This is a genomic window from Prosthecobacter sp. (genome assembly GCF_044232965.1).
Lineage (GTDB): Bacteria > Verrucomicrobiota > Verrucomicrobiia > Verrucomicrobiales > Verrucomicrobiaceae > Prosthecobacter.
On the sequence record NZ_JBIIKX010000162.1, the window covers coordinates 14,254 to 36,598 of the forward strand.

At 61.6% G+C, this 22,345-nt stretch carries 15 protein-coding genes; all 15 read right to left on the reverse strand.

The features are described 5' to 3' along the window. Nucleotides 1–3: 3 nt before the first annotated feature. Nucleotides 4–996, reverse strand: coding sequence for a ThuA domain-containing protein (locus ACILSI_RS27045; protein WP_395725043.1), 993 nt, complete (start codon nucleotides 994–996; stop codon nucleotides 4–6). 11 nt (nucleotides 997–1,007) lie between these two features. Next, nucleotides 1,008–2,681, reverse strand: a complete 1,674-nt coding sequence (locus ACILSI_RS27050) for a CocE/NonD family hydrolase (RefSeq protein WP_395725044.1) — start codon at nucleotides 2,679–2,681, stop codon at nucleotides 1,008–1,010. Nucleotides 2,682–2,705: 24 nt separating this feature from the next. After that, nucleotides 2,706–5,408 carry a DUF1592 domain-containing protein gene (locus ACILSI_RS27055; protein WP_395725045.1) on the reverse strand — a complete coding sequence of 901 codons (2,703 nt, stop codon included), beginning with the start codon at nucleotides 5,406–5,408 and terminating at the stop codon, nucleotides 2,706–2,708. Between the two features lies 1 nt (nucleotide 5,409). Then, entirely contained in the window at nucleotides 5,410–6,690 is a 1,281-nt protein-coding gene (locus ACILSI_RS27060) for a DUF1552 domain-containing protein (protein WP_395725046.1), read from the reverse strand. Further along, nucleotides 6,677–8,380 (reverse strand): MGH1-like glycoside hydrolase domain-containing protein, encoded by a 1,704-nt coding sequence (locus ACILSI_RS27065; protein ID WP_395725047.1) that lies wholly within the window; start codon nucleotides 8,378–8,380, stop codon nucleotides 6,677–6,679. Before ACILSI_RS27065 ends, ACILSI_RS27060 begins: the two co-directional genes overlap by 14 nt. A 10-nt stretch (nucleotides 8,381–8,390) precedes the next feature. Further along, nucleotides 8,391–9,830 (reverse strand): hypothetical protein, encoded by a 1,440-nt coding sequence (locus ACILSI_RS27070; RefSeq protein ID WP_395725048.1) that lies wholly within the window; start codon nucleotides 9,828–9,830, stop codon nucleotides 8,391–8,393. A 14-nt stretch (nucleotides 9,831–9,844) separates the two neighbouring features. Next, nucleotides 9,845–11,503, reverse strand: coding sequence for a glycoside hydrolase family 28 protein (locus ACILSI_RS27075; protein WP_395725049.1), 1,659 nt, complete (start codon nucleotides 11,501–11,503; stop codon nucleotides 9,845–9,847). Between the two features lie 20 nt (nucleotides 11,504–11,523). Next, a complete protein-coding gene (locus ACILSI_RS27080; protein ID WP_395725050.1) occupies nucleotides 11,524–13,185 on the reverse strand; it encodes a sulfatase-like hydrolase/transferase in 1,662 nt (553 codons plus the stop codon). Continuing rightward, entirely contained in the window at nucleotides 13,182–14,666 is a 1,485-nt protein-coding gene (locus tag ACILSI_RS27085; protein ID WP_395725051.1) for a sulfatase, read from the reverse strand. Before ACILSI_RS27085 ends, ACILSI_RS27080 begins: the two co-directional genes overlap by 4 nt. Further along, a complete protein-coding gene (locus ACILSI_RS27090; protein WP_395725052.1) occupies nucleotides 14,663–16,213 on the reverse strand; it encodes a sulfatase in 1,551 nt (516 codons plus the stop codon). The genes ACILSI_RS27085 and ACILSI_RS27090 overlap by 4 nt, the downstream gene beginning before the upstream one ends. 92 nt (nucleotides 16,214–16,305) lie before the next feature. After that, nucleotides 16,306–17,700 carry a DUF1501 domain-containing protein gene (locus tag ACILSI_RS27095; RefSeq protein ID WP_395725053.1) on the reverse strand — a complete coding sequence of 465 codons (1,395 nt, stop codon included), beginning with the start codon at nucleotides 17,698–17,700 and terminating at the stop codon, nucleotides 16,306–16,308. Nucleotides 17,701–17,721: 21 nt separating this feature from the next. Beyond that, on the reverse strand, nucleotides 17,722–20,283 hold the full coding sequence (locus ACILSI_RS27100) for a DUF1549 domain-containing protein (protein WP_395725054.1): 2,562 nt from the start codon (nucleotides 20,281–20,283) through the stop codon (nucleotides 17,722–17,724). 3 nt (nucleotides 20,284–20,286) lie between these two features. After that, a complete protein-coding gene (locus tag ACILSI_RS27105) occupies nucleotides 20,287–20,997 on the reverse strand; it encodes a FadR/GntR family transcriptional regulator (protein WP_395725055.1) in 711 nt (236 codons plus the stop codon). Between the two features lie 20 nt (nucleotides 20,998–21,017). Then, nucleotides 21,018–21,770, reverse strand: coding sequence for an SDR family NAD(P)-dependent oxidoreductase (locus tag ACILSI_RS27110; RefSeq protein WP_395725056.1), 753 nt, complete (start codon nucleotides 21,768–21,770; stop codon nucleotides 21,018–21,020). 387 nt (nucleotides 21,771–22,157) lie between these two features. Then, nucleotides 22,158–22,345 (reverse strand): hypothetical protein (locus tag ACILSI_RS27115; RefSeq protein ID WP_395725057.1); only part of this gene is annotated, 188 nt, incomplete at its 5' end.

A 22,345-nucleotide genomic window follows, 5' to 3' on the forward strand; every position in this document is an offset into this window, starting at 1 on the left:
GGATCAGCCCTTCAAAGGGATGCCGCGCAGGATGAGAGGATCGAAGCGGTAGGGTGACTCGCCGGCGGCCCAGGCGATGCCGCGCAGCAGAATGGTGCGGAAGAAGGGGTCGTCGAAAGTCCAATCGAAGTGCCCCAGGGTGGAAGCTACGACGCGGCCTTTTCCGTGCTCGTGAGCCCAGATGATGGGTTCGGCGCTGACCTTGTCGCCCACGGTTTCATCGGAGGTGGCGAGCGCGGTGATCTTGCTGCGGTCGCCTTGCAGGTTCCAGAAGCACTCGTCGGCAAGGGTGAAGGTGTCGGGCAGACCGTGCATGATCGGATGACGCGGCTCAGGTAGCTTCAGGGTGATGACTTTGTGTTTGTAGTGGCTGTCCTTTCCCTTGGCCAAGCCGAGCAGATTCGCGAGCGCTGGCGTAGCATTCCAGAGCACATAGTGCGACAGCACGAGACCACCGCCACGATTCAGGAATGCCTCGATCTGCGGCAGGTGACTCGCGTCTTTCCAGCACTGCGGACTTTGATAAAGCATAATGACATCCGCCGTGGCGAACTGCTCCTCCGTGGGCCATTCCAAGGTGCTTAGCGCTGTGACATGCGGTGAGCCTGCGGTGATCAAGGCTCGGTCTGCCTCCACCTGGGGGCGATACAGGTTTGTCACCGCCTCATCACCTGGACCTGCGCCGCCAAGCAGCACTTTCCAGCGTTTCGGCAGCACATCGTGAGAATGGGACCTCGGCGGGTGATCCTTGGCACCTCCGGCGAAGAGAATGGTGAGCGGGCGAAGACTCGCCTCCGCTGCGGGCTTCGGTGCCTTGCCGAGAACGGCCTCGACCTCGGTGCGGCTGCGCAGTTCCGGTGTCTGGACGCCATAGGTGTTCTCGGGTTCCGTTTGGGCGTTTGCCAACAAACCGGTGGAGGCAGCGAGCGCTCCCGTCGAACGTTGGAGAAAGGTGCGGCGGCTGATGTCGGTAGGGAGTGGTTGGGTGGGTTTCATGGTGTGCCTGTTCATTTCACCGGAAGCACGATGCGAGACAGCGCACCAGGCCTGTGATGCACCTGCTCGGTGGCGATGGCGGTTTTTGCTCCGCGGATGCCTTCGGCGGTGTTGGGATTGCGGTCGTAGAGCGGGAAGTCGGCACCGCTGATGTCCACGCGGAGTTGGTGGCCTTTGGCAATCGTGGCGGCGACGGGACCAAGATCGACGGTGATCTCGTAAACCTTGCCCGGCTGCATCAACTCGGGTTTGAGTAGTGAGTTGCGATAGCGCCCGCGCAGAATGCCACGCGCGATGTTTTGCGCGAAGCCATCGGGATGCACGTCGATGAGCTTTACCACCCAATCGGCATCAGGTGTGTCGGTGGAGACGTGGAGCTTCGCTTCGGCATTTCCAGCGAAGGTGAGCGGTTCCTTCATCGCTTGGCTGGTGTAAACGAGCACATCCTCGCGATCTTCGGTGGCGCTTTGATCGACTGGTCCCCACACAGCAGCTTTTTTCGGCGTGGAGGGCGTGGGGTTTGCGGGATCGGCGCGGAAGGTGTCGGCAGGTTGGTCAGCAGTGGGCTTTTCAAGCAAGAGAAGGCCATTGCCTCTGCGAGTGTTCGCCCTGCCATCGGAGTGAAGATAGAACGAAGCCGCCTTGAAACCTTCCGGCGGCCAGGTTTGAGCATCATGCCAGACGTTGTCGCCCATGGAGAAGTAACGCACGGGCGGAAACGGCTTCGATAGCGCATTGGCGTCTTGTTTGAGGTGACGATCGAACCAGTCGAGTTGGATCGCGAAAAGGTCCAAAGCGGCCTCAGAACCAAACTCGACTTCCGCGACCTTTGTTTTGCCGATGGTGCCATGGTCCCACGGTCCGAGGATCAGCCGCTGTTGCTGGCGTGTCTTTTCATCCCGAGCCTGCTTTTGCATGATCATGAAATTGTCCACCGACTCACGGGAGAAGTAGTCATGGTAGCCGACCACGTGCAATGCGGGCAGTTGCAGATCGGGGAGCCGTGAAGTGAGGTCAAGACGGGTCCAGAATCCATTCGGCTCAGGATGAGTGAGGAAGGCATCCAGCCAAGGCATGTCCCAGCCGATGGCGGTGTCCACCTCGCTCAGTGGCAGGTGCAGGAGTGCCTCATTGAAGTCCTTCGGCTTGGCTCCTTCGGGCTTCGGTGAATTGCCTGCGATCCAACCCGCGATGAGTGAGAGACGCACCGAGCCACCAAGGTGGAGATTGCGATAAAAACTGCTCCACGTGGCCTGCGGGGCGATGACGGCGAGTCCCGGCGGCTGCTCCGCCGCAGCCTGCCACTGCACCCCGCCGACATACGAGCCGCCCATCATGCCCACGCGACCGCTGCACCAAGGCTGCCTGGTGATCCACTCGATGGTGTCGTAGCCGTCCTGACCCTCGTTGTTGTAAGGCGCGAAGGTTCCCTCCGAGCCGAATTTTCCGCGACAATCCTGCGCGATGAAGATGTAGCCGGCCTTCGCCCACTTCTCGCCCGTGCCCTTTTGCTTGGTGCGGTCATACGGCGTGCGTGTGAGGATGACGGGAGCCTTGTTGATGGCCTCATCTCGATAAAGATCCGCCGTGAGCTTCACGCCATCGCGCATGGCGATAGTGATCGTTTCCGTTTTGACCCCGGCTAAGGCAGAGGTGGCGAGGAGGAGGAAGAGCAGGTGCTTCATGATGAAAATGGATGGGGAAAAGAGTTACGGCTGACGCATCAGCTCGCTGGTGGTGATGAGATGGACGAGTTCACGGAGAGTGTAGCCTTTTGCTTTCCAGTCCGCTTGCAGACGGCGGAGGGCGGGCTGGTCGGTGAAGCCAAGTGGGCGGCCGAGGGCGTAGGTGAGGAGGCGGTGGGTGAGGTTCTGCGCGAGGAGGTCGGGGTGCTTGACGAGGTAGGCGCGGATGTCGGCGGGGCTGTTGATGGGTTGGCCACGATATTCGCCGCTGGTGTCGATGGCTGCTCCATTCGGGTAAACGCTGCGGAAGTGGCCGATGGGGTCGTAGGCTTCCAGCGCAAAGCCGAGCGGATCGATCTTGGCGTGGCAATCGGCGCAGGCCTGCACGCTGCGATGTTTCTCCAACTGCTGGCGGATGGTGGTGGCACCACGGATGTCGGGCTCAATCGGCGGCACATCCGGCGGAGGCGGGCTGGGCGGTGTGCCGAAGAGTTTCTCCAGCAGCCACACACCGCGCTTCACGGGCGAGGTCTCGACGCCGTTGGCGGTGATGGTGAGAATGCTGGCTTGGCCAAGCAGGCCGCGCCGTGGTGAATCAGCGGGCAGGCTAACCCGTTGCAAGTGGTCGCCGCTGACAGTTGGCAGCTCATAGAGCCGTGCGAGTCCGGCATTCAGATACGTGAAGTTAGAATCCACGAGCGCGGTGACGGATTGGTTGGTGCGAATGAGTTCGGCGATGAAGCGCCAGGTTTCTTCCTTCATCGCGGGCTCCAGCCGGTCGATGTGATAGGCGGGAAAGGTTTCCTTGGAGGGCGGCATGGTGCCGAGCTTGTTCAAGCCGAGCCACTGCTCGGTGAAGAGGCGCAGGAAACGGTCACCCCTTGGCGAATCGAGCAGGCGGTCGGTTTCGCGTCGAAGGACCGCGGCATCGAGCGCACCTTTGGCCGCAAGCGAACGCAGGGTGTCATCAGGCGGACCGGCGGTGAGGAAGTAGGAGAGGCGAGTGGCGAGCTGATGAGGAGACAGTGAGACAATGGGATGGGGAGATGAGGAGACAGGTTGGCCGTTGGTCTCCTTGTCTGATTGTCCCCCTGTCTGATTGTCCTCAGTGAACTCGGTGAGAAACAAAAATTCCGAGGAACATAGCAGCGCTTTAAACACAGGTCGTGCGGCATCGGCATAGCGCGTCTTGCCATCGAGACGCTTTTGCAGAGCAGCCGCATACGGGGCGATGTCTTCACCCGTCACCTCGCGACGGAAGAGTCGGCTGGCCAGACCTTGCAGTTCGGATTGCAGGGGTGCGGACTCGATGTGTTTCTCGTCGGGCGAGATGCTGGCAAACAGCAGCGACTTGGCAGGATGCGGCTTGTCATCGCGCATGGGGCCGGTGACCTGCCAGTAGTGAACGCGAACCTCGGGGCCTTGGTAGAGGTGCTGGTAGAGCTTGTCGCGCTCAGCACGCAGGGCGAGATTTTCCCACACGTGCTTGTCGATCTTCGGCACGCCGGGGTCGTATTTGGAGAGCTTGGTGGAGATGAAGTTGCCTCGTGTGCCCTTGGGCGGACCGTCGATCCAGGACAGGTAAGGCACGGTGCCGCGATCCAGCCAAATGCGGGCGCGGACGGTGATGTAGCGATCATCCGGCAACTCGGTGGCGTGGATGATGTTCGGCGGGATGAGTCGCCAGCCGTTGCCCTTTATGCCTTCGCCTTGTCGGCCAATGCCAAGCTGCATCGGCTTCGACTCGTCATAGTAAGACTTCAGGTCTTTGAAATACGGCGTCAGACCGCCCAGCATGAGATCCTTGCCATACGGGTGATGGCGGTTCGCGGCGGTGGCCTCTACCTCCACTTCATACCAGCCGGAATGCGGCACGCCGGTATCGCCGAGGCGACTGAGGAAGAGCTTGCTATCGAAGATCAGTTCCTGATTTCGCAGGCCGTGACTCATGTGAATGTAGGCGGGACCTTTCGCCTTCTCCGCGCTGGTGACACCCAGCCCGAAGGCATCATTGAGAGGGCGCATGTTGTCCGCGCTGTCCTTCCATTGCTTCACCTCCGGCCTGCCATTCACCTCGGCGAGATCGTAAGCGTGGTCCAGCACCGCATTGGCCGCCTTGAGATACTGATCCAGATGATGTCGCGACGTGCGCAAGGCGGAGCCGATGTTGCGAAAGCCTTCCAATTCCTCATCGCCGGGGAAGCTGGTGGTGGGATCAAAGTCGCCATCGAAACCGAAGAGGTCTTGCATGGTATGCAAATACTCCGCGCGGCTCAGCCGGCGATGCACCACCTGCCCGCCTCGATCTTGAGCGCTGGTCTGTGCGTGAATGAGTTGGTCCTCGATCCATGCGAGCAAAGCCCGGCGCTCCTCGTCGGTGGGTTGCTTCTTTTTCGCGGGTGGCATCTCGCCGAGCTGAAGCTGATGCAGCACCTCCTGCCAGCGCTCCGCGATGGCGATGTCCGTGCCGACCTTCAAAGGCAGGTCATCGAGCCGACGATCACCCTTTTGCACATCACCATCGTGGCAGTCGAGGCAGTAGGTCGAGAGGAAGGCGTCGGGTTTGAGTGGGGCGGGGTCTGCGGCGTGGAGGGTGGACAGGACCATGCCGAGGAAAAGAGCGAGGCAGGAGCGATGGAGTGGTGGAGTGATGGAGAGTTGAAGGACAGCACTCCAATACTCCATGACTCCATTTGTCCCGGTGATGTCGGGTTTGATTCGCTTCATGCTAGACGAGCAATTGATTGAGGTTGCCTGTGCTGGAGCCGAACTTGTCCCGTTCGATGCCCATCTGCTGGAGCAGGGTGACGAAGAGATTGCACAGCGGTGTCTGCTGGCGGCCTTGTTTCGGGAAGAAGAGATGCCGTCCGTGCTTGAAGCCACCGCCGGCGAGCACCACGGGGAGATTCGTGTTCGCGTGGGAGCTGGCATTGCCCATGCCGCTGCCGAAGACCACGGTGGTATTGCTCAGCAACGAACTGCCGCCGATGTCCTTCATCGTGGCGAGTCGCTCCAGGAAGTAATCCAGCTCCGCCATCAGTGCGGACTCGATGAGGTGGAGTTGCCGCAGCTTGTCCGGGTCCTGACCGCTGTGGGAGAGATCGTGATAGCCTCGATTGATGCCGGGGATGTTCGTCACTGGCAAGGCTCCGCCAATGTTCAGCGTGATGATCCGCGTGGCATCCGCTTGAAGGGCCAGCGCCGCGACATCGAAGTTCGCGCGCACGCGGTCCATGCAGCCTTCGCTCTTCCACACGGGCTTTTTGCCATTCGTCACGGGCAACGGTTTGTCGAGCCACGCCATGTTGGAGGCGTTCGCGCGCTCGAAGTCACGCATCGCGCCCATGAACTCCTCCATCTTCTCGCGATCCCAGCGGTCCAGATGCGGCGCCACACGCTTCGCATCCTGCGCGATGAGTGAAAGCACCGATTCATTCTCAGACAATTCCGCCCGCCGTGCTGCTGCGGCCGACTTGCGTTGCGGTTTGAAGAGCAGATCAAACGCCAGGCCTGGGTCCTCCAGCTTCGGCACCGCGATGCCCGAGCGCGTCCATGAGATGGCATCGCCTCCGCCCACTCCGAGGCAGAGCGATGGAAACCGCGTCAGACTTCCGAGATGCTCCTCTGCGAGTTGGTCAAGCGTGACGCAGCCGTCTTTGAAACCCGCCGCCTGCTCGCGTCGCACGCCGCTGAGAAAGGCGTGGACACCATAATGCCCGCCCTGCACGCCGGGATGCTCCAGTTGCGAGAAAACGGTCATCTTCTGCCGCCAGCGCTCCAGAGGCTTCAGCAAGGGTGTCAGCTCCAGATCAGGCCCATGGTTTGCCGGGAAAAACGACTCAGGTCGCAATCCAAAATCCAGCCCGATGCAAACCAGTCGCCGTGGAGCTTTCGATGCCTCTGCGCCATGCAATGCGAGGTTCGAGAACCAGGGAAAGGTCAGCGCCGTGCCGCTGAGGGTGTGGAGAAAGTGCCTTCGGTTCATAGTTGATGATTCATTGGTTCGCATTGGTCATCTCGATCCTGACCAATTGCTTGCCGGTGGTCGTTGTCGGAAGGGTGCGTGCTTCCTGACCGTTGACGGTGAGCTTCTTCACCACGTTGCCTTCACCAGTGATATGGATTTCCAGCTCGGCCTGGCGATATGGCAACTCATAGACCGCCACCGGGCTCATGCCTTTCGGAATCGTGGGGTGGAAGGTGATGCCATCGGCGTCCAGACGGATGCCGCAGAGTCCGTGCAGCACCATGCGCAGATAGGCAGTGGAGGTGTAGAGGTTGCGTGCGCAGGACTGCCAGAGACTGATGCCGCTTTTGCCTTCGGCGGCGGGGAAAAGTTTGGCAATGGCTTCGTCGGTGGCTTCGCCGCTGCCACCCAAGCGCGCGGCGATGAAGGCCCGCATGGATGAGCCGCCACGGCCCGTGCGGCCTTCCTGAAGGCCGCCGTAGATTTCGCCGGTGATGGGATGGTAGATCTCGGAGAAATGACTGTCGCGGCAGCCGCGGTCGGCGAGCTTTTTCAGTTCCAGCGCAAACAGCTCCGTGCGCCCTGAAGAGGCTGCCGCCTGCGCCCACAGTGCGCTCACGGGCGGCCAGATGGTGCCATTGTGATTGCCGAAGGTCGTGCCGTCTGGTGAGGCGTAGCGCGGGAACACCGGCCAGTTGTAAGGGATGCCCTGCGGTGTGATGTGCATGCTCTTGAAGATGCGCGCCGCCTGCTCCGCGCTGGCGATGCCAAAGAGGATCGCGACGCTGCTGCCGAAGCCTTCCTGCGCGTTGCTACCGCCGTAGGTGTCCACGAGATAGCGATAGGTGCCGGCATCCTCTCGCCAGAAGTGCCGGTTGATCGCCACCTTCAGCCGCTCGGCCTTTTCCTCCAACGCCGCGTCCACCGCCACGCCGAGTTCGCGCTGCATCCGCGCGGCGAGGCGGTAGGCCTCATACGCCATGCACTGGGTGGAGAGCGCATGAATGGGGATGCCGTAGCCGGTGGCGAGTTTCTTGTCCGGATTGAGCTGCGGCCAGCGCATGACGTGCCCAGCGCCGTTCACCGCTTCCGCCCACATATCGGGATAAGCCGAGATGCCATCGCCGATGATGGCCGGGCCGCGGAAGAGATTGAGTTTCGCATCGAACTCGTTGCGCTCCGAGTGCGCCAGTCCGCCGAGCGTGGCTGAAAGTGCGACCTTCAGAAACGCCCGGTCTCCAGTGGCCAGATAGTGCTCCCATGCGCCGAAGGTCCACGTGAGGATTTCATAATACGGGCCGCCGCAGCGCAAGGTGCCATCCTCATCGAGCACGAGCGAGGTGAGCAGCGCGCCCTTCATCGCGTCCGGTTGGAGAAAGCTCGCGCCGCACCATGAGTCCATCGCCGCATCAATCGGCGAAATGCCGTAGTCCAATCCCGCCGCTAGCAACTGAGCCGGTAGCACGTCGCGTGTGCCCGCGACTTCAACGATGCGTGCGGAGACAACTTCCCATCGCTTCGCATTCAGCGGCAGATTGGGCAACGAGTTCGCCGCCGCCATCGGCACGACGCTGCTGCTCACATCCCCACAAGCGATCCGAAACGCGCGGCTGATGTTCGGGTCGCCGGCGGTGACGTAGGGATGCAGATTCACAGGGGGCTCGACAGCGTGCAACACGGCCAGCGGCGCGAGCAGCAGGGCGGTGAGGGTGATGTGGAGGGTATGTTTCATCGTTTGACGATTACGGCAGCTTCTCCACCACCAGGATTCCCCAGGGAGTCAGTGCGGGGACGGACATCAGAGTCCATGCGCCTTCGGTGGTCGTGGCGAGGGTGGTTTCGCGAATGAGGCTGCGGTAGTTCTTGTCGTGCTCAGCCTTTTCATGCAGCGCGGCGTCATAGGGGAGTGGCTCGCGCAGCGTCACCTTGATCGCGTTCCTCCCGAAGAACCGCGCGGTGGGCAGGCGGAGTGTCGTGGTAGCGCCTTGCTCCCGTTCGACGAGGTGGATGACGACGGGTGCATGGGCATCGCCGGGTTTGGCGCGGAGGAAGGCGCTGAGCTTGCCGCTGCCGCCTTCGATACGCACGGGCGCATCGTCGCCGAAGCGCGTGTCTTGCAAATCGTAGCCGCCGACGGCTGCCTCTTCGTAGCCATCGAGGACGTCCGCATTGGCCCGGACGAAGCCGGTCAGGTCGGCGAACTTCTCTTGCGCGATGAAGATGCGGGGCAGCTTTTGAATGGGAATGCGTGGCTCCCTCGTGACCGGATCGAGCACGACGTTTTGGAACTGATCCCAAGGCACGATATACAGATTGCCCGTGGCGTAGCTCGTCGCCCAGATCCAGCGGTAGTCCTCGGATGGCCGGTCCTCCTGGCCGGTGAGCACGAAGAGCTTCTTCTCCTTGCGCGCGGCGAGACCGATCTCGCGGATGCGGCTCGGGCTGATGATTTCCTTCGTCCCGTCCATGGATCGGAAACGCACCTCGGTCATGCGGTAGTCGAACACCTGCATGAAGGGCGGATCACTGTGGCAGTTCGTGCTGAAGGTCAGCTTGCGGCCCGCGTGCTTTTCGATCTCGGTGCGTGCCCAGCGGTGGAACTCCAGCAGATCGGCGTCGAGGATGGCGTCACGGCGACCCTTCTTGCCCCAGTCGAAAAAGCCCTCGTCCGGGTCATCGCGCTGGAAGCTGGTGACACCCATGTCCACCAACCGTTTCGCCCGTTCGAGGTAAATACGACGGTATTCCGGGTTCGCGTTGTCGGCGCGAAAGGGTGGCTTGTCGCTTTGCCCATTCGTCCCGATGGGTTTGTTTTCGCGATCACGCAGGGCGAGGGCGGGATCGGTCAAGGTCATGCCCAGGCTGCCCTGGAACTCCCAGCCCTTGGCCCGGACGCTCTTGATGAAGGATTCGTCCTCGATGTAAGACCAGACCCCGCGCGTGATGTGGAAGTCACTCCCGGCGGCGAGCATCTGCTCCGCTGTAAGGCCTTTTTGATCGAGCCTGAAGAGCCTCATGCAGACATCGCTGAGCTTCGGCATCTCCGGCGTGAAGCCAGAGGGCTGCGCGATCTGGCTGAACGTAGTGTCCGGGGCCACGCGTGGCATGCTAGGCTCGGCGGCAGGCAACGCGGCCAGCGGCGCAAGCAGGAGCGCTGTGAGGAGGGTGAGTGTAGCTTTCAAGCTGTAAGGTTTTGTCACTTGGTTTTGGAGTCCTTCCCGGCTTCTGCATCGAATTGATCGGCCTTCTTCTGGATTTCGCGGTCGAGCGCGGCGGACCGCGTGCGTAGTTCGGCAAGGCGGCGCAGTTCTTCCGTCGTCGGAGCGACGAGCACCGGCACGGAGGTGCCACATTCCACACGGCAGTCCTTGTCGGTTACGTCCCTGGCATCGGCGAGTTTCGCGAGACCGGGCACCGGCGCGGGAGCACGGGCGACGACGCCTTGCAGCGTCAGGCCTTGCACGTCATCCCCGGCGATGAAGGCGCGGGCATCGGGCTTCTCCACGGCGAGCCGAACGTTTTGCAGCCGCATGTCTTTGACGTGGCGCAGGTAAAGCGCCGAGGCGGGCACTTCGCCGTCGAAGGGAACGGCCCACTTCATGTAGTCGGTGGATTCCAGCAGTTCGCCCACGTCGAGGCGCGAGGCGTCTTCCGCCGTGCCGCCGCCCGGGAAGTTGAGGTCGATGTTCGTGAAGGACACGTCCTCGATGTGCGAACCGGGGCGCGAAACGACCGCGGAGCACGGACGCTGGAACGGGTCCTTCTTGCCGCTTTTTCCCTTCAAACCGCCGTCTTCGCTGACCGCCGCCACCGCGCGAATGTCCGAGAAACGCACCTTCCGGATTCGTCCCGCCGGGGGGCGCGCCGATCGGTTGTGGGCGCTGAAGGCGAAGCGGGAAGCCAGAACCATGATGGGCTGGCACACTTGCTTCATCTCGATGCGGGAGAAGGACAGGTCCTCGAAGAGCGCGCCCTCGCTCGCCTCGATTTTTATGCCGCCCTGACAACGCGTGAAGACACAATCGCGCACCGCGAGCCGCCGGATCGGGGCGATCGATTCCGCGCCGACGCGGATGGCATGCCAGCGGGAGGTGATGCGGCAGCCGCTGATCTCAAAATCCTCGTTCGGCCAGTCGGGATGAAAAACCTTGGGGCCGATCCCATCGTCGCCGGCATCAATGTCGCAGTCCTGGATGCGGACGCGCTTGCACCCGTCGAAATCAAGGCCGTCGCCATTCGTGGAATTCCGGCTGCGGATCGTGACGCGCTCGATGTGGATGTCCTCGCTGCGCACGAAGAAGGTCGTGAACGAAGCGGGGTCGAGCAGGTTCACCTCGCGAACGGTCACCTTCCGGCAACCCACCAGCCTCACCAGCATGGGGCGGCGCGGGTCCTTGGCGTTCGGGAAGACCTTGCGCTCCCGGCCACCCTGGCCGTCGATCGTGCCCGGCCCCTCGATGCCGATCTCCTCCGCATCTTCCGCATAGATGAGGCATTGCCTCCACTGGCTGGCGGCAAACTTCCAGAAGGCCCCCCAATGCAGTTCCGCCGTCTCCAGGGTGTAATCCGCGATGTCCGGACTGCCGCGGAGGATGGCGTCCTTCGCGATCTTCAGAGTGACCCGGCTTTTGAGTCGCACCGAGCCGGTCACAAACACGCCTTCGGGCACGAGAACGGTGCCTCCGCCGGACGCATGGCAGGCGTCGATGGCCTTCTGGATCGCGGAGGTGTTGATCGTCTTGCCGTCGCCCTTGGCGCCGTAGGTCGTGATGTTGAAAACGTCGGGCGCGGCGGCGTGGAGCGCGGCCAGCGGCGCGAGCAGCAGGGCGGTGAGGAGTGTTAGGGCGTGTTTCATCGGGTTGGCTATTCTCAATTTCACTTCTCATCTTCTCCATCGTTCCAAAAGCCTCGGAACACCTGGAGCGGGCTGGCGGTTTCCGGATCGGTGACTTGAGGGGCGTATTTCCATTGCCAGAAATCCTTAAAGAGCGCTGCGGGATCGGGTTTGGCGCGGTCTTTCCAGTAAGCGCGGTCGTGTCCGAGGATGCTGGCGCGTGACTGCTGCCACTCGCGGTTCATTTGGGTGAACCACGCGTCCTGCTTCTGCGTGAGCGATTGCACGATCTCGGGATGTTGCGCAGCAAGGTCATGTTTCTCGGCGGGATCGGCATCGAGATCGTAGAGGCGTGGCGACGGTTGCGTTGACGTCGTGGGCGCGTCGAGCTGGCGGTCGAGCGGCATCTCCCAGTGGGGCTGTGTGAGTCCGCGCACATACGAGGGATTGTCCCGTGCGGAGTCCTTTTTCAATGATGCCTCGTCGCCCGGCCAGTGGAGCTTCCAGTGGCCCTCGCGAACGGCGGCGTTGCAGTGCGACAAAGGCGCATAGCGGTTGCGCTGGAAGGGCAGCGCTCGTTGCGTGAGTGCTGGCGTGGGTTTGCCGAGGAGAAGCGGCATGATATTGAGCCCGTCAAAGGCTTTGGCTCCCGCCGGTGCGGACTGACCCGTGAGACCAAAGAGCGTCGGCAGCCAGTCGCAGCCATGGACTGGCGTATCGATGACCTGACCGATGGGAATGTGCCCTGGCCACGCGACGATGCAGGGCACACGGATGCCGCCTTCCAGCACGTCTTGCTTCTGGCCGGAGAAGACTCCGTTGAAACGCTGCTGCGAGCCGAGTTCGGGATCCTTTGCGAGCCAGGGGCCGTTGTCGCTTGTGAAGACGATGACGGTCTTCTCCCAAAGGCTTTCGTCCTTGAGCGACTGGAACACGCGGCCCAGGCCGGTGTCCATCGCCTCGATCATCGCGTAGATCACGGCGACAGCTTCGCTGGCGTCCTTGCCAAGGCGCTCGCGATATTTTCTCACCAACGCATCCGGTACGGCGAGAGGGCTGTGCGGCGCGTGATGCGCGAGGAACAAAGCAAACGGTCTTTCTTTCCGGGAGCGAATGAAATGGATGGACTCATCATTGAACGCATCCGTGAGGTAGCGTCCGTCGTGCGGGACGAGTTCATCGTTGCGCAGCAAATTCCACTTCCAGTAGTCCTGCCCGCCATTCGGAAAGCCGAAGAAGAGATCGAAGCCGCGCAGGTGCGGCAGGTAATCGCGGCAATAGAGCCCATTGTGCCATTTGCCGATGAGCGCCGTCGCATAGCCCGCGTGACGGAAGTAGTCGCCAAAGGTCTTCTCGGACAAATCGAGCCGATCCAGCCCTCGATTGCTCGGCACATCCACCGCGCCCGTGCGGTGATTGAACCGCCCGGTGAGATACCCGGCCCGCGCCGGAGAGCACAGCGGCGAAGGCGAATAATGTGCCGTGAGCCGTGCGCCTTCTTTCGCGAGCGCATCGAGCACCGGCGTGTCGATGTGCGGATTGCCATAGCAACGCAAGTCGCCCCAGCCGAGATCGTCCGCGAGGATGAAGAGGACGTTGGGCTTCTGTTTCGGTGAAGCGGCGGCATGCAGAGCGGCCAGCGGCGCGAGCAGCAGGGCGGTGAGGAGGGTGAAAAAGCGTTGCATGCGGTAAGGCGTTTTCACTTCGTTTTGGAGTCCTTCTTCGCAGGCTGTTTCCAAGCTGTGATGTCGCGTCGTTTCGGTCCGTCGTCGAAGAAGCGTTGACCGGCGCCGACGCGGTCGTAATCGCCGAGGTCCGCACGCGCGCTTTCGACCAGCGCCATCAGGCGCGCGACTTCATCGGGATGAGTGTCGGCAAGGTTGCGCGTTTCGCCGGGGTCGCTCTTGAGGTCGTAGAGTTCGAGCGCGCTCACCCCATCGCCGAAGAAGCGGCCGCTGAAACCCGTCCACCTAGGATACTCGGGGCGCGGCAGAACCAGCTTCCAACGTGCGTCACGCACGGCCTGGAGGTGCGTGTAACTGTAGAACAGAAAATCGGCGCGCGGCGACTTGCCGGAGGGCGCGCGCAGGAAGGCACCGAGGTCGAGGCCGTCGAGCTTGCGATCGGCAGGCGGTTTCGTATCGGCGAGCGCGGCAAACGTCGGCAGCAGATCGAGGGTGCTGGTGAGTTCGTCGCTCACCGAGCCGGCGGGGATGTTTCCCGGCCAACGCACGACGCACGGCACGCGAAAGCCACCGTCCCACGTGACCATCTTGTAGCCTCGCAACGGCTCGGCGTTGCCCGAGTGTTCGCGCGGGATGAACGGCTTGCCGCCGGGCTTCATGCCGTCAGTGGTCTCGATCCACGGGCCGTTGTCGGAGGTGAAGACGATGAGCGTGCGTTCGTCGAGGCCGAGTTCCTTGAGCGCTTTGACGATTTCTCCGCACGACCAGTCGATCCCCTCCACCGCATCACCAAACGGGCCGCCGGCGCTTTTGCCTTTGAAATTCTCCGACGCACCGAGCGGGATGTGCGGCATGTTGTGCGCGAGGTAGAGGAAGAAGGGTTTTGCGCGATGGGCGCGGATGAAATCCAATGCCTCGCGCGTGTAGTCCTGCGTGATGTGATCCCAGTCCTGCACCTCCTTAACGGCGACCTCGGTGTTGCGGAGTATCTGGCTGCGAAAGGCGTTGCCCCCGACGGCCGGAGTGAGGCCGTTGTAGAGCGGCGTTCCGTAGAAATAGTCGAAGCCCTGCGCGTTGGGCATCGTCGCATGGTTCCAGCCGTCCGGCGTGCGCGCGCCGAGGTGCCACTTGCCGATGCACGCGGTAGAGTAGCCGGCGTCCTTGAGCATCTCGGCCATCGTGACCTCGCGCGGGTGCAGGACGTTGTGTTGGTTCTTGCGATTGCCCGGCTCGGCAACGCGCATGGGAAAACAACCCGTCATCAAGGCCGCCCGACTCGGTCCGCACACGGGTTGCGCGTAAAAGCTCGTGAGTTTTAAGCCCTCTGCCGCCATGCGATCCAGATGAGGCGTCTTGATCGCTTTCGACCCAAAACAGCCGAGGTCGGCATACCCGAGATCGTCGGAGAGGATGACGATGACGTTGGGGCGCGCAGCTGCGTGCAGAACGGCCAGCGGCACGAGCAGCAGGGCGGCAAGGAGCGGGAGAGTGCGTTTCATCGCTTGGGATTGGGCATGTTTGCGCCTGTCTCCTTTCGCCAAGCGTGGAGGCGTTCTCGGAGTTGCTGGACGATTTCGGGATGCTGGGCGGCGACGTCTTTTTTCTCGGACAGATCGGTTGCGACGTTGAACAACTCCACGCTGCCGTCCTCCAGCCACTCGATGAGTTTCCAATCGCCGACCCGCACACTGCCGCACGGGCCGCTGCCGTGATTGCCGTAGTGCGGAAAGTGCCAGAAGAGGGCGTCATGCACCGGTTTCGGGTCGCCGCGGAGCAACGAGGCGAAACTGACGTCGTCCTTGTGGAGGTCGGGCTTTGGCGGCAGGCCGCAGGCTTCCAACACGGTGGGCAGGATATCGGTGTTCATCACCGGCGCGTCGCAGGTGCTGCCGGGCTTGGTCACGCCGGGCCACTTCACGATCCACGGTTCCCGTACGCCGCCTTCGTAGAGCCAGCCCTTGCAGCCGCGCAGCGGCCGGTTGCTGGTGACACTGTGGCCGCCGTTGTCGCTCGTGAAGAGGATCAGCGTGTTGTCGGCGATGCCGATTTCATCGAGCTTTGCCATCAGACGGCCAACGTTGGTGTCCATCGTCTCGATCATGGCGGCGTAGGCCGGGTTCCCCTGGGTTTCGGGCATCTGCGGTGTGCCGCCGCCGTGGGCGCGGTTGTCCTCGGTGAAGCGGGGTGTTTTCGGCACGGGTGGCAGACCGAGGCGTGCGGCTTTCGCCTCGTATTTCTTCACGAGTTCGGGCTTCGCCATGATGGGCGTATGCACGTCGTAGAATGGAAGGTAGAGGAAGAAAGGCTGCGCTTGTTTGCGCTGCTCGATGAGTTTCATCGCCTCGCTGGTGAGCCGGTCGCAGAGGTGCTCGCCCTTTTGACCGCCGGCATGAAGCCCTGGCACTGGTGTGCCGTGGTAGCCCTTCATCTGATCTCGCGTGCGTGGGCGCGCCACCGTCAGGCCCTCCTTGTCGCCATAGGGCCAGAAGAAGCTCGAGGGCGCGCCGCTGTGATTGCCCGCCACGTTGACTTCAAAACCCTGATCCTCGGGATAGTAACCCAGGTCGCCGAGATGCCACTTGCCGAGATGCCACTTGCCGACGTGCCACTTGCCGACGTGCCACTTGCCGACGTGCCACGTCGCGTAGCCCGCATCGCGGAGCACTTCAGCCATGGTCACTTCCTCCAGCGGCATCTCCATCTTCATCACCGCGGGCAGCAGCTTGCCGCTCTTGCCATTGCTCGGAATGTAATCGGTGATCTTCAACCGCGCCGGATGCCGCCCAGTCATGATCGCCGCGCGTGAAGGCGAGCAGTAGGGACTGCTCGAATAGGCCTGCGTGAAGCGCATGCCCTGAGCGGCAAGTTTGTCGAGATTCGGCGACTCGTGAAAGGTGCTGCCGTAGCAAGAGAGGTCCGCCCAACCGAGATCGTCGGAGAGGATCACAATGACATTGGGTTTGTTCGCAGGCTTTGTTTCGGCAGTGTGCAGCGCGGTCAGTGGCGCGAGCAGCAGGGCGGTGAGGAGTGGGAGGAAGCGTTTCATCGGTTGTTTCAAAATAGAGACGGGCAAAAAATGGGGGAGGGAGAATGACTGAAGCCATTCTCCTGCCTGATCTCGGGTGCCTATGCCTGCGCCTACGCCAGAATCTCCTTCACCACCTCGCCATACACATCCGTCAGTCGATAATCCCGACCAAGGTGGCGAGAGGTGAGCTTGAGGTGATCGATGCCGAGGAGGTGCAGCATGGTGGCGTGCAGATCGTGGACGTGGACTTTGCCGTTTATGGCGCGGTAGCCCATGTCGTCGGTGTCGCCGTAGGTCAGGCCGGCTTTGACTCCACCGCCAGCCATCCACGAGCAGAAGCTCTCGGGCTGATGCTCGCGGCCGTGTTTGTCGATGGGTGATTTCCCACTCAGGTCCTGGCTCCACGGCGTGCGACCAAACTCGCCGCTCCAGAGCACAAGCGTGTCTTCGAGAAGGCCGCGTGATTTCAAATCTTTGAGCAAGGCAGCAACGGGTTGATCGGTCTGAGAGCAGAGTTTTGGGAGGTTGCCGCGGATGTCGCCGTGGTGATCCCAGCCGCCGATGCTCACTTGCACGAAGCGCACGCCAGCCTCGCTGAGCTTGCGAGCGAGCAGGCAAGCGCGGCCAAAGGTGTTCGTGTCCTTGCCACCGACACCATAGAGATCGAGCGTGGCTTTGCTCTCCTTCGAGATGTCCACGATCGCAGGCGTGGTGAGCTGCATTCGCGCAGCAAGTTCCATGTTTTGGATCATGCCTTCCATGTTCGCATCGCCACCGAGGTCGCCGACAAGGCGGCGGTTCATGCGGGCCATGAAATCCATGCGCTGGCGCTGAATGGCGTCGTTCTCGGAGACGTTGCGCAGGTTTTCGACAGGCAATGATTTGCTGTCGAGCGGCACCGTCAGTTTCGTGCCTTGATGAATCGCAGGCAGGAACGCTGAGCCGTATTCACGCACGCCACCACCTTGGATGCTAACAAAGCTGGGCAGGTTGGCGTTCTCGGTTCCGAGTCCGTAGCTGACCCATGCGCCCATCGAAGGACGCACTTCAGCAAAGGTGCCGGTGTGAAATTGCAGCGTCGCGCCTGCGTGCTGCGGGTTATCGGCGTTCATGCCGCGAAGCAGACAAATATCATCTGCCACCGTGGCGAGGTGCGGCATCAAATCAGAGATAATCATGCCGCTCTGTCCACGCGGACGCACCGGAGCCATGGCCTTCAAGGCGAGGAACTGATCCGTACCGATCTGCGTGACTTCTTTGCGGAGTGGCGAGTCGATCTTCTGCCCATGCTTGCGCTCAATGAAGGGCTTCGGGTCGAAGAGATCCATCTGCGAAGGACCACCGCCCATGAAGAGGAAGATGACGCGCTTCGCCTTCGGCATCATGCCAGGGATGCGAGCTGCGAGCGGATTTGAGGCCGCGCTTGCGATGTCTTGCAATGCAAGAGCACCAAAGCCGCAGGCGGTGCGCTGGAGGATTTGGCGGCGAGTGAGGATTGAGTTCATGGCGATTGCAGGTGATGGAGGTTAGAGACGAAACACGAACTCATTCGAGGCCAGCAGGCTGTGGCAGAGTTCGCGCCACTTGATGGATTCCAAGGCGGGGCGGCCTTTGACGGTTTTGATGAGCGACTCCACCTGGCCGAGGAAGGTGGTGGCCTCTTCGCGCTCGGTGCTGGTGATGGGGCGATTCAGCACGCGGAGCCAGAGGGCTTCGAGTCGCGCGAGTTCGTTCGGTTCGGCGGCAATGAAATGGTCTGCTAGCTTGGTCGCGCGTTTGCGGAGAAGGTCATTGCTGAGCAGGAAGAGCGACTGTGTGGGCACCACGGTCTGGTTTCGCTGTCCGGCCGTGCCCGCGGGATCAACGAAATCAAAGAAGGCTCGCAAGCGATCTGGCCCAGCGGTGCCGCCACGAAGCACGGGAAGATAGAGGGTGCGCTCAAACTCTTGCAAGGGGCGTGGCTTGCTATGCTTGTAGTTCGGTGGATTGACACCTTTCAGAGCCAATGCACCGCAGTTCTCGGGTTCTTCGAGGACCAACGCAGGGCCGCCGCTGTCGCGAGCGAGCTCGCCGCTGATGGCGAGCATGGAGTCGCGCATGGCCTCGGCATCGAGGCGCTGGCGGTTCATGCGCCAGAAGAGTTTGTTCTCGGGATCGAGCTTCATCGCTAGGGCATCGTTGGAGCTGCTCAGGCGATAGGCACGGCTAAGAACGAGCGAGCGAAGCAACGCTTTCTGTGACCAACCGCCGCGCATGAATCGAGCGGCAAGATGATCGAGCAACTCAGGGTTCGTGGGAGCATCACCACGAGTGCCGAAGTAATCCACGCTGGGCACGATACCCGTGGCGAAGAGTTTTTGCCAAATGCGGTTCACCGTCACGCGGGCGGTGAGCGGGTTGCGTTTGTCGGCAAGCCAGTCGGCGAGTTGCAGACGTCCACTCTGGCCGGCTGGGATGGCGGGGAACTTTTCCCACGAGGCGACGCGAAGGGTCCCGCGTGGAACGACGTTGCTTGGTGCATACGGATTGCCGCGCACGTAGATCGGCATGTCCGCAGGCGCCGGGCCATCGCTCATGGCGAAGGCACGTGGGGTCTTGTCCTTGAAGAACTCGGCGTGATTGATGGTGTCGGCGAGCTTCTTGAGCTGGGCGTCGATCTCGTCGCGGCGCTTGCTGAGGGCGTCTTTGTCGGCAGCTGGCTTGGTGTCAGCATTGGTCTTAATGTCGCGTTGTACATTGTCCGTAGCGGCGACGACTTTTGATGCTGGCGCTGTGGGTTTGCCAAGAGCGGCGAGTTGTTTGGCGACAGTGGCTTTCTCGTCGGTGAGCTTCTTTTGCTCGGCCTTGAGGCTTGCGATGCGTTGTTCGTTCTCGGCTTCGAGCTTTTTGCGCGCGGCAAGTTGAGTCGGCGTCTCGGGCAGTGCTGTGCTGTTGATGGTGCTCCACACGCCCATATTGGGCATCTTGTGCGAGGAAGGTGAACTGCGCAGCATGCCCGCTATGCCGTAGTAGTCATCGACTCCGATGGGGTCGAACTTGTGATCATGGCAGCGCACACAGCCGAGCGTCATGCCCATGAAAGTCTGGCCGATTTTAATCATCTGGGAATCGATGTGATCCGTCTCCATCTTCGCCTTGTCCGGGTTCACGATCTCGATGTCGCCCACCATGAGGAAGCCGGTGGCGGTGATCTTGGCGGCGCGATCTTCAGTGGACTTCGTTGGCATCAGATCGCCCGCGATCTGCTCACGGATAAACTCGTCGAAGGGTTTGTCGGTATTGAAGGCGTTGATCAGGTAATCGCGATACCGCCACGCATGCTCGGCATAGACGCTGTTCGAGGTGCCCATCATGTCCGCGTAGCCGGTGAGATCGAGCCAATGCCGCGCCCAGCGCTCGCCGTAGGCTTTGGAGTTGAGAAGGCGGTCCACCACCTTTTCAAATGCCTGCGGCGTGGTGTCGCTCTCAAAAGCCCGCACATCCTCCTCGGTGGGCGGCAGGCCGGTGAGATCGAGTGACACCCGGCGCAGCCAGATGTGGCGTCCAGCATCGGTGGCAGGCTGAATGCCTTTGGGCTCCTGTTTGGCCAGGATGAAGTGATCGAGCGGGTCGAGCGGCCAAGACGTGTTTTTGACCTTCGGCGGCGAGGGATTGCGCACAGGCTGGAAGGCCCAAAACTGGCGTCCAGCGGCCAGATCGATGCCTTTCTTTTGCTTTCCGGCTCCAGCGGTTCGTGGGTCGTGCGCACCGCTTTTCACCCATTCTTCGAGAATGGCGATCTCACTGGCTGCGAGCTTGCCCTTCGGCGGCATTTCGAACTCCGCATCGACATAGCGGACTGCTTTGATGAGCAAACTGGCCTCCAACTGGCCGGGTTTGATCGCGGGACCGTTGTCGCCGCCCTCCTCCAAGCCCGAGCGTGAGTCGAGCGCGAGGCCTCCTTTGATCTTCGAGCCATGCGAGTGGCACTCAAAACAGCGCTGCTGGAGAATGGGCAGCACTTTCGAGTCGAAGAACGCGCCGTCGGCTGCGTGGGAGAAAACGCAGAAGATCAGGCAAAAGAATGGGGGCAGTAGAATGGGCTTCATTTCTCACTTGGCCTTTCGGGTTTTGAGAGCTGGCAGATTCATGTCCTCACCAGCGGCGAGGATGTGGTGGCGCATCGCGGCGCGGGCGGCTTCGGGGTCGCGGTTCTCGATGGCGACGAGGATGGCCTCGTGATGGTCGATGGCCGTTTGCTTGCCGATGCGCCCGATGGTGCGCAGACGACTGGAGACACCGAGATCGGCGAGGGAATCGAGGATGAGACGATAGATGAGGTTGCCACTGGCATCGGCGATGGCGTGATGTGCTGCGATATCGGCCTCGATGGCCGCAGGGCCTTCGGCGGCGTTTTCGAGCTGTTTCTGGATGCGCCGCATCGTCTTGAGTTGCTCCTTGGTGGCTCGTTGCGCGGCGTAGGCGGCGGCATCCGGTTCGATGGAGAGCCGTGTCTCATTGAGCTGCTGAAGACGGTCCGCCATATCAGGAATGAGCAGCGAGAGGGAGTCATTCAAAGGGCGGTGAAGGCGGTCCACGATCTTGATACCGGTGCCGTGCTGGATTTCGAGCATGCCTTGCTGTTCCAGCCGCTTGGTCGCCTCACGCACGACGGTGCGGCTGACGCCGAGTTTCTCGGCCAAGGAGCGCTCGCCGGGCAGCCAGCGCTCTTCCTCAGCACTGCCGCCTCGGATGAGTTCGGCGAGTTGCTGACAGACGCGTTCGACAAGGGATGCAGGACGTTCGAGTGCGGTGATGTTCATGGAGAGGTGTGTGATGGAGTTTAGTAAGTCGCGCGGCCGCCGGAGAGATCGAAGACGGCGGCAGTGGTGAAGGAGCAGTCTTCTGAGCAAAGCCAGGCCACGAGTGCGGCAGCTTCTTCCTTCTTGCCAAAGCGTCCCATCGGGATCTTCGAGAGCATGTAATCGATGTGCGATTGCTGCATCTGCTGGAGGATGTCTGTGGCGATGACGGCAGGTGTGACGGCATTGACAGTGATGTTCGCCGTGGCGAGTTCTTTGCCGAGAGACTTGGTCAATGCGATGACAGCAGCCTTGGAAGCGCTGTAGTGCGCTGCATTGGGATTGCCTTCCTTGCCTGCGATGGAGGCGATGTTCACGATGCGGCCGTAGCCGTTGGTGATGAGATGCGGGACCACGCTGTGACAGCAGTAGAAGGGGCCGTTCAGATTGATCTCCATCACGCGCCGCCAGTCGGCAGGATCAAGTTCCCAAGTCTTCGCATTGCCACCGGTGATACCTGCGTTGTTCACAACGATGTCGATCTTTCCAAACTTGGCCACGGTGGCTGCGGTGGCGGCCTGGACAGAGGCGAGGTCCGCGAGATCGACAGTCGCGGTATGAACGGTGTCCGGCGTGCCCATCTCGGACGAAGCCTGCGCAAGCGCCGCTTCATCCACATCCCAAAGCGAGACGCGCGCCCCCGAGGCGAGGAGACGTTCGGCAATGGCACGGCCAATGCCGCGAGCGCCGCCGGTGACAATGGCGATGCGGTTTTGGAGGTCGATTTGATTCATGGATGAGGTTTCTGGTAGGAGGTCATACCAGTGACAAAACGCGTCTTTTTTTCGGGTTCTTTCCAGGACGTTATGAACTTGGCGATGCCGGAGGCTTCGTTGAAACCAGCCAGTGCTTGATCGAGCCTGGCGGGCGAACCCCACCAGCGGCCCGGCATCACAGCCCTGCTCATTCCAATGTTTTCCCGGCTCAGTCCCCTCTCACGAGCCTGCCCACACTTGCTCACTCCACTTCGTTCCCGCAGCACTTGCGGGCGTCTCGGTAGCCACTCGCGGATACCTCGGCGTAGTCGTGGGCGTCGTGGTTGTCCAGCGAGGCGGGAATGGAATCTCATGCTGCGTGCAGTGAGGCCAGCAATGAGAGCATCAGGGCAGTGAGGAGGGTTTTCATTTTGAAGCTTCTGGTTTGGCGAACACGACCGGCACGGGCGCGCCGCTGTTAGTTGAGGTGGTGCTGTAACACTCGGGCCAAAAGCGCTGCTCCTGACTGGTGCCGTCGGGATACGCCAGCTTGACGTTGATCGAGAGGTTATCGAAGGCCAGGCGGGAGAGCGTGCCCTCCTCGTAGTTCTTCC

Excerpts from the sequence above, each read along its gene's own strand:
- ACILSI_RS27110 (WP_395725056.1), bottom strand. The coding sequence starts at position 21,770 with ATGAATCAAATCGACCTCCAAAACCGCATCGCCATTGTCACCGGCGGC.
- ACILSI_RS27060 (WP_395725046.1), bottom strand. The coding sequence starts at position 6,690 with ATGCGAACCAATGAATCATCAACTATGAACCGAAGGCACTTTCTCCAC.
- ACILSI_RS27105 (WP_395725055.1), bottom strand. The coding sequence starts at position 20,997 with ATGAACATCACCGCACTCGAACGTCCTGCATCCCTTGTCGAACGCGTC.
- ACILSI_RS27085 (WP_395725051.1), bottom strand. The coding sequence starts at position 14,666 with ATGAAACGCACTCTCCCGCTCCTTGCCGCCCTGCTGCTCGTGCCGCTG.
- ACILSI_RS27050 (WP_395725044.1), bottom strand. The coding sequence starts at position 2,681 with ATGAAGCACCTGCTCTTCCTCCTCCTCGCCACCTCTGCCTTAGCCGGG.
- ACILSI_RS27075 (WP_395725049.1), bottom strand. The coding sequence starts at position 11,503 with ATGAAACACGCCCTAACACTCCTCACCGCCCTGCTGCTCGCGCCGCTG.
- ACILSI_RS27045 (WP_395725043.1), bottom strand. The coding sequence starts at position 996 with ATGAAACCCACCCAACCACTCCCTACCGACATCAGCCGCCGCACCTTT.
- ACILSI_RS27095 (WP_395725053.1), bottom strand. The coding sequence starts at position 17,700 with ATGAACTCAATCCTCACTCGCCGCCAAATCCTCCAGCGCACCGCCTGC.
- ACILSI_RS27090 (WP_395725052.1), bottom strand. The coding sequence starts at position 16,213 with ATGAAACGCTTCCTCCCACTCCTCACCGCCCTGCTGCTCGCGCCACTG.
- ACILSI_RS27055 (WP_395725045.1), bottom strand. The coding sequence starts at position 5,408 with ATGAAGCGAATCAAACCCGACATCACCGGGACAAATGGAGTCATGGAG.
- ACILSI_RS27100 (WP_395725054.1), bottom strand. The coding sequence starts at position 20,283 with ATGAAGCCCATTCTACTGCCCCCATTCTTTTGCCTGATCTTCTGCGTT.
- ACILSI_RS27065 (WP_395725047.1), bottom strand. The coding sequence starts at position 8,380 with ATGAAACATACCCTCCACATCACCCTCACCGCCCTGCTGCTCGCGCCG.